Source organism: Aeromonas sp. Y289-2 (assembly GCF_027705925.1).
Taxonomy (GTDB): domain Bacteria; phylum Pseudomonadota; class Gammaproteobacteria; order Enterobacterales; family Aeromonadaceae; genus Aeromonas; species Aeromonas veronii.
This window is the reverse complement of the sequence record NZ_JAPDCH010000030.1, coordinates 1-13,172: the sequence shown is the minus strand read 5'-3', so window position 1 is coordinate 13,172 and position 13,172 is coordinate 1. Positions and strand designations below refer to the sequence as shown.

Below are 13,172 nucleotides of genomic sequence, written 5' to 3'. Positions count from 1 at the left end.
CCAGTCAGAATGCGATTCACCAAAAAAAATATTAGTTCGATTCAATGGAGGTTCCTTCAGTTTTCTGATGAAGCGCGGAGGTGGCTCAACCTGCGAAAAGAAACGAGTTGCTACGTAAGTCCGAGAACATGCTTTCCATGGTCTCTGAGCTCGCCTTTGGGACCGACATATCGGTAGAGAGTGACGCGCTCGATGCCGAGTTCCTTGCAGAGATCGGAAACTGAAGTATCGCGCTGGGCCATGGCGGCTTGCGCGAGACGCACCTGAGCTTTGGTGAGCGCGAATTTTCGTCCGCCCTTGCGACCGCGCGCTCTCGCGGAGGCGAGACCCGCCATGGTGCGCTCTCGGATCAGATCCCGCTCGAACTCGGCCAAGGTGGCGAAGATTCCGAACACCATGCGACCGGACGCAGTCGTGGTGTCGATCTGAGCGCCCTTTCCAGTCAGAACCCGCAGGCCGATCTTGCGGTCTGACAGCTCCTTCACCGTGTTGACGAGATGGGCAAGCGATCGTCCGAGGCGATCGAGCTTCCAGACCACCAGCACATCGCCGTCACGCAATGACTTGAGGCAGGCAGTCAAGCCAAGGCGATCATCACGACCGCCGGAAGCAAGATCATCATAGATATTGTCCCGTTCGACACCTGCGGCGCGCAAGGCGTCGTGCTGCAGGTCGAGAGACTGCGAGCCATCGGCTTTGGAGACGCGGGCATATCCGATCAGCATGTATCACAAACGTTGGTTTGAGGCGGCGCTTCGGCCACGATTGCATTGACCTCTGGAAATGTATCTCAACCAGCTTCATAAACAAAGCGTCTTGAACGCTATCAGATTTTGAAAAAGGAACATGTATGCCGCGTCGCGTCACTCTAACCGATCGGCAGAAAGACGCGCTGTTGCGCTTGCCGACTTCACAGACGGATTTGCTCAAGCACTATACGCTGAGTGATGAAGACTTTGGGCATATCAGGCTGCGTCGGCGCGCTCACAACAGGTTCGGCTTCGCCCTGCAATTGTGTGTCCTGCGCTATCCCGGCCGGGTGCTGGCTCCAGGCGAACTGATCCCTGCAGAGGTCATCGAATTTATCGGAGCGCAGCTTGGCCTGGGTGCCGACGATCTCGTAGACTATGCTGCCCGCGAGGAAACACGGCACGAGCATCTTGCCGAGTTACGGGGGCTCTACGGCTTCCGCACCTTCTCCGGACGTGGTGCGAGCGAGCTGAAGGAATGGTTGTTCCGAGAAGCCGAGATGGCGGTGTCGAACGAGGATATCGCCCGTCGCTTCGTAGCCGAGTGCCGACGCACCCGCACTGTCCTTCCCGCGACATCCACGATCGAGCGGCTTTGTGCCGCGGCTCTCGTCGATGCCGAGCGACGCATCGAGACGAGGATCGCCAGTCGGCTGCCTATGTCGATCCGAGAACAGTTGCTGGCATTGCTCGAGGAGACGGCTGATGATCGGGTGACCCGTTTTGTGTGGCTGCGCCAGTTCGAGCCTGGCTCGAACTCTTCGTCGGCCAACCGGCTGCTCGACCGGCTCGAATATCTGCAACGCGTCGATCTCCCCGAGGATCTGCTTGCCGGCGTTCCTGCCCATCGGGTGACTCGTCTGCGCAGGCAGGGTGAACGGTATTATGCCGACGGCATGCGCGATCTCCCGGAGGACAGGCGGCTTGCGATCTTGGCTGTTTGCGTCTCGGAATGGCAGGCGATGTTGGCCGACGCAGTGGTCGAAACCCACGACCGGATCGTCGGCCGTCTCTACCGTGCTTCGGAGCGTATTTGCCATGCAAAGGTCGCAGACGAAGCGGGGGTGGTGCGTGACACCCTGAAATCCTTCGCCGAGATCGGGGGCGCCCTGGTCGATGCACAGGATGATGGCCAGCCGCTGGGCGATGTCATCGCGAGTGGGTCAGGGTGGGACGGCTTAAAAACCCTTGTTGCAATGGCAACCAGGCTGACCGCCACCATGGCCGACGATCCGCTCAATCATGTGCTCGACGGTTATCACCGCTTCCGCCGATACGCTCCACGCATGTTGCGCCTGCTCGATCTGCGAGCTGCGCCCGTTGCACTGCCGCTTCTGGAAGCGGTGACGGCCCTTCGTACCGGTTTGAACGATGCCGCGATGACCAGCTTCTTGCGGCCCAGCTCGAAATGGCATCGCCACCTTCGGGCCCAGAGGGCTGGCGACGCTCGCCTATGGGAGATCGCGGTGCTGTTCCATCTGCGCGATGCGTTCCGCTCCGGAGATGTCTGGCTTACTAGGTCCCGGCGCTATGGCGATCTGAAACACGCACTCGTTCCGGCACAAGCCATCGCGGAAGGCGGTCGTCTCGCTGTGCCATTGCGGCCGGAGGAATGGCTGGCAGACCGGCAAGCTCGCCTCGACATGCGGTTGCGCGAGCTTGGCCGTGCCGCTCGCGCAGGCACGATCCCGGGCGGGTCGATTGAAAACGGCGTTCTGCATATCGAGAAACTCGAAGCCGCCGCGCCGACAGGCGCCGAAGATCTGGTGCTCGATCTCTACAAGCAGATCCCGCCCACGCGCATCACCGATCTCCTGCTGGAGGTGGATGCGGCGACCGGCTTCACCGAAGCGTTCACCCATCTGCGCACAGGAGCACCCTGCGCTGACCGGATCGGGCTAATGAACGTTATCTTGGCGGAAGGGATCAACCTCGGCTTGCGCAAAATGGCGGATGCGACAAACACCCACACCTTCTGGGAATTGATCCGCATTGGACGGTGGCATGTCGAGGGCGAAGCCTATGACCGGGCGCTGGCCATGGTGGTCGAGGCACAGGCAGCGTTACCCATGGCCCGGTTCTGGGGCATGGGCACGTCGGCTTCGAGCGACGGACAGTTCTTCGTCGCTACAGAGCAAGGTGAGGCCATGAACCTGGTCAACGCGAAATATGGCAATACCCCGGGCCTGAAAGCCTATAGCCACGTCTCCGACCAATATGCGCCGTTCGCAACCCAGGTGATTCCTGCAACGGCAAGCGAAGCGCCTTACATCCTCGATGGCCTGCTGATGAACGATGCTGGACGCCATATCCGCGAGCAGTTCACCGACACGGGCGGCTTCACCGATCACGTCTTTGCCGCATGTGCCATTCTCGGCTACCGGTTCGCTCCGCGCATCCGCGACCTGCCATCCAAACGGCTCTACGCGTTCAATCCGTCGGCCGCCCCGGCGCACCTGCGAGCGTTGATCGGCGGAAAGGTCAACCAAGCCATGATCGAGCGCAATTGGCCCGACATCCTGCGCATCGCCGCCACCATTGCTGCCGGGACCGTCGCGCCAAGCCAGATTCTGCGGAAACTCGCCTCCTATCCGCGGCAGAACGAGCTCGCGACAGCCCTGCGGGAAGTCGGTCGCGTCGAGCGCACCCTGTTCATGATCGACTGGATTCTGGATGCCGAACTCCAACGGCGTGCCCAGATCGGGCTCAACAAAGGCGAAGCTCATCATGCGCTGAAGCGGGCAATCAGCTTCCACCGCCGCGGTGAAATCCGCGACCGTTCCGCCGAAGGCCAGCATTACCGCATCGCCGGCATGAATCTGCTCGCCGCCATCATCATCTTCTGGAACACCATGAAGCTCGGCGAGGTCGTTGCAAACCAGAAACGCGATGGAAAGCTGCTATCGCCCGATCTCTTGGCCCATGTTTCGCCGCTCGGATGGGAACACATCAATCTCACCGGAGAATATCGCTGGCCAAAGCCTTAGCGTAGGATTCCGCCCCCTCCCGCAAACGACCCCATGGAGGCCGGAAGGTAAGCAGGGACAAGAAAAAGCCCGTAGCGCGTGCTACGGGCTTTCTTGCCGGTTCCCCGATACAGCCGAGGGGAGGGGAGGGCGGCTAAGCCATCTTGGACTTGGAAAAGATCGGGTCATAGAACACTTCGACCAGCTTCCGATCTTTGAAGAACAGCACAACGTCAATTGTCGTGTAGAGCACCAGCTTTATCATTTCCATTTCGAGCTGACGGCCCACATCGGATTTCTTGATGAGTGTGGCGCACCGCTCGAATGTCTGCAAAGCATTGTTCGCGTGCGTCGTCGTGATCGAGCCGGGATGCCCGGTGTTCAGTGAATTGAGGTATTCCCAAGCCTCATTGCCGCGCAGCTCGGCCAGAAAGATGCGGTCGGGTGACTGGCGCATACACGCGGCCAAGCACTCGTCGGCCGACACCCGGCCCGCACCGTAGCCATAGAGCATGTGAACCCGGTTCGGATGGTTCGGCAAGAAAAGCTCGTGCACATCTTCAATCGTGATGATGCGTTCCTCGGGCGGCACTTTTTCAATCAACGACCGGGCAAACGTGGTTTTGCCCGAGCCGGTCTTGCCCGCGATGATGGGGTTCTAGGGATTTTCCGTCCAAATGCGACATTCAGACTGCTAAGGAAAGTGCGAACAAGTATCCCAAGAACAAAAAATGAAAATTTTAGTCATTTAATATCAATGGGTTACCAGTAAATGCTCTCGTGCCATATGACTTATTCGCACCTTCCCTAGTAAGAACGGCTGGGAAGTGTCTAAATCACTGGTGGCGATTCAGGGAATGAGCTAACAATGAAGCTAAAAGCCACCTTAGATTTTCATCATCACAGCCCCGAGACTTCAGAACTGGTGTAGTATGACCTCAGTAATCAGAGGAAGACGTTCGAAGAGTTGTGTAAACTTTTTTATCGTATAAGTATCAGATGTTGACACGAACAGCGTTAATGATAGGTTTAATGCGATTTATGGGCATGTGGGTGAGATAACAAGGTGGATAGAAGCTGTCGTTACTTGCCATGCACCCAACCAACTCACACACACAGTAGTATTTACACTGTAATGTTCCTGCCCTTCCGTTCTAGATCTTGTAAAAGATGAAAGTGTAAGAATAAATCACTTTCACCATCTTGAGTGCAAAGCAACCCAGCAGAAATGCTGGGTTTTTTTATTTTTGCATTTCACTTGCCATCGCGATTTTCAGCACTATAACTTTATGTATGAGGAAAATGTAAGATTAGGATGCACAGTGTACAAGCTAGATAGATTGATTTTTGCAAATGGTGAACGTTATCCAGTCTTAATGGGCAATGATGGTATGCCTCATTTTCTTGCAACCCTCTGGGTGACAACAAAACTTCGTAGCAGCTTGTCGGTGAATACCATTTCAAATCGCCTAGGTGCATTAAAGTGGTTTCTTCAATGGGAAGAAAATAAACACAGAGACCTGTTCTCTGAGTTTCAGAAAGGTAAGTTTCTTAGCGACACTGACATTGACAACATCAGAGAACATCTCAGTCATGATATTTCTCATTTCAAAGGCTTAGCTAAAAGCAAAAAAACCAGAGATAAGGTCATTGATTTATTTAACACCCCAAGACTAATCAGTGTCACCCCCACAGTGGGACGTAATAACATTTACAATCGTGTGACAGCTATTGCAAGTTATTTAGATTTCATTGCTAGAGTAGCTGTACAGAACTGTAATAGCACTAAACTACTCACAGAAATTAACAGTATGAATAAGCGCATACTGGATGTTCGCCCTAAAGGCAAAGGTAAGAATGTTGTAGACAAACTGGATGGTAAAGATTTGCCTGATGGATTAATTGAGGAATTTATGGCTGTGGCACAATTCGACCATCCAAAGAATCCATTCAAACATGCTTCGACAAAAAAACGAAATCATCTTATGTTTTTACTTTTAAAAGAACTAGGCATACGGAGAGGTGAGTTACTCTCACTATCTATTGAATCGAATTTTTTAATGCTTCACGGGCCAAATAAATTCATATGGGTAAAACGTCACCATGATGACATATATGATCCTCGCAAAAATCAGCCTGTAGCAAAAACGAAAGAAAGAATGTTGCGAATTAGAGATGAAACTGCGGCCCTCATTGATGACTACATCATAAATATACGAGCAAAGACTCCTAACGCGAACAAGCATCCATATTTGTTTGTTACACATAGGAAGGGAAAAACGCAAGGACTGCCAATCTCGACCAGTACATTTGATAGTATCATCGTGCCAACAATGAAATCTGTAGATGAGCGGTTCAAATCAATACACCCACATTATTTTAGGCATAACTGGAACCAGTGGTTCTCAGAAATAATTGACAAGAACAATGTTCTATCTAAAGACCCGAACAACAACCGTACGTTTATTTCACCTAGTGAAGAAGCAAAAAGCCGAATGCATCAAATGGGGCACACATCAGAAAGTTCTGCCAAACCATATGTTGAACGTCATATTCGCAAAAAAACAAACAAGCTCGTACTCGAAGAGCAAGAAGAACTACAGAGACAACTTATTGAATCTCAAAGAATAGAGGGTACAAATGAATAAATATGATTACATTGAGGAAGAAAATGACGATTTCCCATCAAGGTTTAGCTCAAAAAAATTAGTATCAAAAGATGGTTACAGCTTTGATTTTCACTCAGAGCGCTGGATGTTGAATAAAGATGTCAGCATTGCATTCATGCCGGATGTTTTATCTATGGAACCAAAACTGCTAGATGGATTTAAAAAAACACTAGCAACCTATGCTGAAGAACAATCAGCACACCATACATCCAATATGTATCTACGCTTCCAACGACTATTGCGAGACACTAGATTCAAAAAACTAGATGAGGATGTATTACTCAATTGGCGAGCAATGCTTGATAAAAGTCATGAATGGTACTTAGGTTCACTCCGTGGCTTTCTTGTTAGCTGGAATGAATATGGCTATTATGGTGTAACAACAGAGATGGTGAAAACACTAGAAATACTAACTCTATCAGGAAACAAGAAAGGAGTATCTGTTGCTAATCGTTGCCCTGAAACAGGTGCCTTTACTAACAATGAGGTACTTGCATTAAATCATGAACTTATTCGCTTATTCAGGGATAACTATATCTCATTTCAATGCTATGCATATGTGAGCTTATTGCAAGCTACAGCTAGACGCCCCACACAGTTACGACAAATAAAGGCTGCCGATTTATTTAAAGAACATGATCACAGTAAGAATGTGACAAATTTTTACCTCAATATACCGAGAGCAAAGCAGCGCGGTGGTGGGTTCCGTTTCTCTTTTAAAAAATTTCCAATTACGGAAGAGCTCTATCTAACGTTGCGTAATTTAATTAGAGATGAAACAAAGAAGTTTGAATCAAAATTCTCAATAAAATTGACTGCTTCTCAAGCAACAAAAATCCCATTATTTATTGATTGGGAAATGGTTTTTGAGTTAGCGGCGCAAAGAACATCATTGACTGATGAGTTATTAGAAACTGACATTTTCAATATGTCATCAATAGATCTAAGAAATCACCTGCTAAAAAATTTCCAAAGAAAACAAAAAGCTATTTCTGAAAGAACAGGAGACTATATTCATATAACGGCTCGGCGGTTTCGTCATACAAGAGGAACAAACCTTGGTCGAAAAGGTTTGGGGCCGTTGATCATAGTGGAGGCATTGGATCACAACGATACACAAAATGTTAAGGTCTATACAGAAAATACCGCAGATACCGTGACCTATATTGACAAGGCTATTGGTAAACAACTGGCTCCCTTTGCTAATGCATTCCTAGGTCGCATTATCGTTGACTTAGAGCAGGGTGAGCGAGGACATGACCTTGCTGCTCGCATACCAAACAAGGATAACGATATCGTAGGAGCATGCGGCACCAATGACTTTTGCATTAAGGGGTATGAAAGTTGTTACACTTGTGAAAAATTCAGACCATTATTAGATGCTCCTCACGAGAAATTCTTATCCCATCTATATGCGGAGAAAGAGGTAAGGTTGAAAACGACAAAAAGTGAAGAGTACGCGGCAACAAAAGATAGGCTAATTTTAGCAGTTGAATGGGTTGTGCAGAAATGCTTTGAACTGAAACAACAACGAGCATGAGGATAATCAGTGGACAGTAACATTTTTCATTTTAAGCCTGCGATAGAACTGAATTCAGAAGCGAACCTAGAAAAGTTCATTCAAAGTAGCAAAAACAAATTAACTGTTTTCGGTGAAGATTGCTGGGATCATAATTTATGGCACACTTTTCACAATACTCGCCGTGTTGTTGCCCGTTTCTCCACAAATTTAGAGCCATCAACTTCCTATAGTTTCTCTCCCCTAGGTGCACCATTTATTGATTTTGCAAAAGCATACATTCGCTACATTTACGCATTAAAACCCATAACAAATCTTCACAGACATTTCGAAGCTATTCGAATACTTGAAGAAGCATTGATTCAATCAAAACATAAAGCAGATATTCTGATGCTCGATGGCCTAGTTTTAGAAAGGCTAGGCGATATCTTTAATAGACGCATATCAAATCTGGCAGGTCGAAATAAAGCGGGCTATCAAATGGAGCTTCTTCTTAATTTCTGCCGTGACAATTTTATAACACCGAGTCTTCCTGGGTGGTCAAATCCATATCAAAAAGTAAAAGATTTAATTATTCAACTTGATGAGAATGGAAAAGAACATCGTAAAAATAAATTGCCCTCAGAAGAGGATATGATGTTATTTGCTAAGTTATTTCATGACGCGCCTTCATTAGGTATTGAAGCAGAATATTTTACTTCTGTAATAGCATTGCTCATGCAAGCGCCATCCCGATGCTCTGAGTTATTCTCATTGCCTATAGATTGTACTGTATGGGAGGAGAATCGCAGTGGAGAACTTAAACTTGGAATACGTTGGGTGCCTGCCAAAAATGGCAACGAAGGGATTAAATGGGTTCCTACTGTCATGCAAGATGTAGCTTTGGAAGCTATCGAACGATTGAAAAAAATTAGCATGCCTGCACGGGAGGCAGCGATGTATGCAGAAACGCATCCAGATAACAATGGGAGTATGGCGTATATCAGTAAATTGGTTAACTGGCCTTTTGTTGATAACGCAAAAAAAGTTAAGGCCTCAGAGGCTTTGTTACTATATAGAGACCGTGAGTTACATGCGGAACATGATGTTATTCAACACTCGTTTGTTTTACCTACGGTGAACATAATTAATGCAAGGATTTCTAGGTCTGAGGCCAGAAAAGGAGGCCTCCTTTGGAAGAAACATAACATATTACGAGAGGATGGCTCACAACCCGATATAACATCCCATCAAGCTAGGCATTGGCTAAGTACCAAAGCTGAACGGGGTGGGATGGATGAATTGACGCTTGCAAACTGGGCAGGGAGAGCAAGAGTTGCTGATAATGCCAGCTATGATCATCGCACAGAAGAAGAAAAGTCCAATGCAATTGCAGTTATTACTATCCCTGAAAATGCAAACACGTTGGACAAAATAAAATGTAACCTTCCAATTAGTTTCGAGGAAATCGGAAAGAACCTTACTGGTGCAGCGATAGTAACAGAGCTAGGCGTGTGTGAGCATGATTTTGCCATGATTCCATGTCAGCGAAACGGTGACTGTGAAACCTGCAAAGAATTGGTCTGTATCAAAGGCTTCCGTAGCTCATTGGAGCTGTTGAAAGTACGAGAAGTTCAAGTGGCAGCTCAACTCGAAAAAGCACAGCAAAGCCATAAAATGGGGGCCTTTGGTGCTGACCGCTGGGTTAGCTCACACGGTTGGCGACTTGCTCATATTAGAACAAAGATCCGGCTATTAGAGGATGAAAATGTTCTTGATGGCACCCCCATTCGTATTCCTGATGTATATGATCCATCGCCAGCCAAGGTTGTTCTTTTAGAGAAGGGACTTAATATTGAAGTTCAATCGCCTGACTCTATCGATTCTAAAGCTTTTAATATTATGGGTGATTTGTTATGCCTAAAATAGTTATCACAGAAAAAAATCTGCCTAATATACTAGGTCTAATTAATACTTGGGAAGGAAAGTTAACTTGGGACTTGCTCTGTAAAAAAGTTGCCATAATGATTGATGTTAAAGGTGGCGTCCAACGTCAATCATTATCCTCTTACAAAGATATTCAAGATGCATACTCGCGAAGAAAGACATTTTTAAAAGAACTTTTTTCTCAACCTGAGCCTACCAAAGAGCGTGATGTAACGCTTGAGTATCTTATAAAAAAGGTTGCTCTTTTAGAGAATGAATTGGCCAGATTAAATAGTTTGAATGATGCATACAAACAGCGTTTCATAGTATGGCAATATAATGCTTACATGCATGGTGTCAGAATGACATCAATTGATAACTTCCCAACAGATAGTGCCGATCTAAAAAAATTACAGGATATGCTTGGAAAGCCGCTTATAGAAGTTAAACGCCGAACAGGAGGTCAATGATGGGGAGCTGTGCGGAGAAAGCCAAGGAGTTCGTCAGGACGTTTGAGCTATGGACGGCAACACAAACTGACGAGAGCTACCGGCAGATAATTCACAGAGGCAATCTCAGCCGAGGTGAAATCGCCAAGGCCATTGGCTGTGGCCGCTCTGCCTTGGCCCAGAATCCTGAGCTGCGCAGACAATTACAACAATTAGAGGACGGTTTAAGAACACAAGGGGTGCTGCCACCGTTAACCGCTCAGGCCAAAGCCAGTTCCGATAACCCTAAGACTTATGACCCTACGGCTCATCGACGCCAACTCGATGCGAAACGTGTATCGACATTGGAGCAGGAAAACATTGAGCTGAAAGCGCAACTCAAAGAACTAAAAACCAAACTTGAGCGCTTTGGTGAGCTATCTGAGACATTGGCTGAAATGGGGATCTTGCCACGATGATCCAATCCCTGCATTCCGAGCAAATTCGTGTCACCAGTATCCCATATAGCTCATCCGGCTACGTGATCTTCTCTGGTATCCCACTCCATGGCGACACCAGCCAGATTAGGGACGGCAAATACTATGTGACCATTAAGGCGCGGCCTGACACCCTTCCGGCACAACCGTCACAGGGCCAGCAATGGACAGTCCATGGAAAGCCCCTCATTGAGAGGGTTGAGGTTGGTGACGTTGTTATGCGGCAACACACCTATGAATCACCTGAGCACGTAATATGCACCCTGCCAGAGACAGGTGAGCAGCTGATCCAGTTCATTGCCAAGGAGCCTGATTTCAAGGGAATTGGCCTCGGTAAAGCCAGGGCGTTATGGCAACTACTCGGTGAGCAATTTCACACCACCCTGCGCACCGACACACCAGAGTCCAGAGAGCGCCTCAAGGGTATTCTGAGTGATGTATCTATTAATGCCCTGTTCAACGGCTATGCAAAATACAAAAATCTGAGCCACTGCAATTGGATGGCAGAGTGTCGGATCCCCTCGTCCATTCAGCAGCGCCTATTGAAGTTCCATGGCGAAGGATCCGTTGAAGCAATCAAAGATAATCCCTACTTGTTGGTCGGCTTCGGAATGGAGTTTGAAGAAGTGGATACCCTTTCTCAAACGAAGTTTGAGGTAGAACTAAAAGATCCGAAGAGACTGAGTGCCGCCCTAGAGTTCGCCATCCACGCGGAAGTGGAAAAAGGCCACACCTACACCACGCAGGCCAGGCTTCGCCCCCTGCTGACCAAATTGCTTGGTGACGGCGAGTTGGCAGCACAAGCATTCAAGGCCGGTTACCACCAAGCCCAGTATGTGCTGAACCATGAAGCAGGCACCTATCACCCTACCGCACAATTGCTGATGGAGACTGTTGTTGCCAAGCGGCTGTTGAAACTTGCTAAACAGCAAAATCGTTACGACGAGTCCACCAATGCTGCGTTTCTCGCTGCGGTTAATGAGCTGCCCTATGAATTGACCGCGATGCAAAATGAAGCGGTGCTCACCGCGCTAGACAATGCGGTGAGTTGCATCACGGGGGGCGCAGGAACTGGCAAAACCACAGTGCTCAGAACTGCACTGCGGGCCTATGGCAAAATGGGCTTTGAGGTGCATGCTGTCGCCCTGTCTGGACGCGCTGCAATGCGCCTACATGAGTCGATAGGCTTTAAGACTATGACTATTGCCGCCTTATTGCGGCACGAGCCCATAGAGCCATCTGATGGGTCTCCCAATCATCTGTTAGTGATCGATGAAGCATCCATGATCGACCTGCCCACCATGTATCGGCTCACCAACCATCTGCACCCCGCCGTGCGGATCATATTCACGGGTGACCCAAACCAGCTACCTCCGATAGGATGTGGCAAGGTGCTAGCCGATATCGTTGCATCACAGGCCATTGCGAACGTGACCCTGGACATCGTTAAACGCCAGAAGGGAGCCACAGGCATTCCTGAATACTCTATGCAGGTCAATCAAGGTCTCATACCGGAGCACTTGAGCATGGGTAACGTCTATTTCCACGAAACATCCAAAGAGAGGATCGCCCAAGTCTGTGCCGAGTTATATCAGCAATCCCCCGAGAACAGCCGAGTGGTAGGTGCGACCACCGCTATGGTGGCGGAGATCAATAATCTTATTCAGGAGGCCGTCAACCCTGATGGTGCTCGGATGATATTTGAGATGTATGGCGAAACCTACCGCCGCAACGATTTGCGCCAAGGAGATGTGATCCTCTTCACTCAGAACAATTACGAGAAAGGCATTCAAAATGGCTCGCTCGGAACGCTAACTCGCGCTGTCGGGGCTGGAGATGACTACGGAGTGGTTGAACTGGACACAGGCGAGAGCGTGTATGTCACCCAATCCCTGCTGGACTGTATGAGGCTGGGCTACTGCATCACACTCCATAAAGCTCAGGGTTCGCAGTTCCCACGCATCATCATCGCGCTGCAAAAGGGGAGGATCGTTGACAGGGCCTGGCTCTATACCGCAATAACCAGGGCCGAGCATGAGGTCCATATCGTGGGCAGCACAGCTGAGTTTGCAGCCATCACCAAAGCGCCCAGCAATGCCCATAACCGGAACAGCTATCTGCGTGATCTGTTGAAGAAATGAGAGGAGATTGATTCCCTTGGGGAGCGACTACGGGTACAAGCGGAGATAAGCGGTGCGTCAACGCGCAGCGTTGTCCACGGCTTATTCCGTGCTCTTGCGTAGCAAGATGTGCCCGTAGCTGAGCGATCGGAAGGGCTAGAACCTTAAAAATCAATACCTTACAAGGCCTTGACATAGTACCACCAGAGTCTCTTTTGTACCAAGAACGAACTCCAACGTGAGGTAATCCCCCCGAAAAACTGAGGTGCTCATAAGTAGAATTTTCTCGTATCTTGAACGCAGGAGGTTCTACATGAAA

At 49.0% G+C, this 13,172-nt stretch carries 8 protein-coding genes and 1 pseudogene; 7 read left to right on the top strand and 2 right to left on the bottom strand.

What is annotated here, in order from left to right; genetic code table 11:
- Positions 1 to 110 precede the first annotated feature (110 nt).
- A complete protein-coding gene (locus tag OKC43_RS21240; protein ID WP_000904895.1) occupies positions 111 to 725 on the bottom strand; it encodes a recombinase family protein in 615 nt (204 codons plus the stop codon).
- Positions 726 to 850: 125 nt separating this feature from the next.
- Between OKC43_RS21240 and OKC43_RS21235 the strand changes: the two genes are divergently transcribed.
- On the top strand, positions 851 to 3,736 hold the full coding sequence (locus tag OKC43_RS21235; protein WP_011116984.1) for a Tn3 family transposase: 2,886 nt from the start codon (positions 851 to 853) through the stop codon (positions 3,734 to 3,736).
- A 133-nt stretch (positions 3,737 to 3,869) separates the two neighbouring features.
- On the opposite strand, the pseudogene OKC43_RS21230 reads toward OKC43_RS21235, so the two are convergent.
- Positions 3,870 to 4,373, bottom strand: a pseudogene (locus OKC43_RS21230) (CpaF/VirB11 family protein); the annotation flags it as partial.
- 664 nt (positions 4,374 to 5,037) lie between these two features.
- On the opposite strand from OKC43_RS21230, the gene OKC43_RS21225 reads away from it, so the two are divergent.
- Genes OKC43_RS21225 through OKC43_RS21200 form a run of 6 tightly spaced genes read left to right on the top strand, consistent with a single transcriptional unit; the run spans position 5,038 to position 12,874 of the window.
- A complete protein-coding gene (locus OKC43_RS21225) occupies positions 5,038 to 6,363 on the top strand; it encodes a site-specific integrase (RefSeq protein WP_201937467.1) in 1,326 nt (441 codons plus the stop codon).
- Positions 6,356 to 7,924, top strand: coding sequence for a site-specific integrase (locus OKC43_RS21220; RefSeq protein ID WP_270804104.1), 1,569 nt, complete (start codon positions 6,356 to 6,358; stop codon positions 7,922 to 7,924). Before OKC43_RS21225 ends, OKC43_RS21220 begins: the two co-directional genes overlap by 8 nt.
- Before the next feature lie 9 nt (positions 7,925 to 7,933).
- Complete coding sequence (locus tag OKC43_RS21215; protein WP_034524358.1) at positions 7,934 to 9,811, top strand: integrase; 1,878 nt, start codon at positions 7,934 to 7,936, stop codon at positions 9,809 to 9,811.
- Complete coding sequence (locus tag OKC43_RS21210; protein WP_021140823.1) at positions 9,799 to 10,278, top strand: hypothetical protein; 480 nt, start codon at positions 9,799 to 9,801, stop codon at positions 10,276 to 10,278. The genes OKC43_RS21215 and OKC43_RS21210 overlap by 13 nt, the downstream gene beginning before the upstream one ends.
- Positions 10,275 to 10,715, top strand: a complete 441-nt coding sequence (locus tag OKC43_RS21205; RefSeq protein WP_017780892.1) for a VPA1267 family protein — start codon at positions 10,275 to 10,277, stop codon at positions 10,713 to 10,715. Before OKC43_RS21210 ends, OKC43_RS21205 begins: the two co-directional genes overlap by 4 nt.
- On the top strand, positions 10,712 to 12,874 hold the full coding sequence (locus OKC43_RS21200; RefSeq protein ID WP_069785361.1) for an AAA family ATPase: 2,163 nt from the start codon (positions 10,712 to 10,714) through the stop codon (positions 12,872 to 12,874). Before OKC43_RS21205 ends, OKC43_RS21200 begins: the two co-directional genes overlap by 4 nt.
- The last annotated feature ends 298 nt before the right edge of the window (positions 12,875 to 13,172 follow it).

Coding starts and splice junctions, on each gene's coding strand:
- OKC43_RS21200 (WP_069785361.1), top strand. CDS start 10,712: ATGATCCAATCCCTGCATTCCGAGCAAATTCGTGTCACCAGTATCCCA.
- OKC43_RS21235 (WP_011116984.1), top strand. CDS start 851: ATGCCGCGTCGCGTCACTCTAACCGATCGGCAGAAAGACGCGCTGTTG.
- OKC43_RS21205 (WP_017780892.1), top strand. CDS start 10,275: ATGATGGGGAGCTGTGCGGAGAAAGCCAAGGAGTTCGTCAGGACGTTT.
- OKC43_RS21240 (WP_000904895.1), bottom strand. CDS start 725: ATGCTGATCGGATATGCCCGCGTCTCCAAAGCCGATGGCTCGCAGTCT.
- OKC43_RS21220 (WP_270804104.1), top strand. CDS start 6,356: ATGAATAAATATGATTACATTGAGGAAGAAAATGACGATTTCCCATCA.
- OKC43_RS21210 (WP_021140823.1), top strand. CDS start 9,799: ATGCCTAAAATAGTTATCACAGAAAAAAATCTGCCTAATATACTAGGT.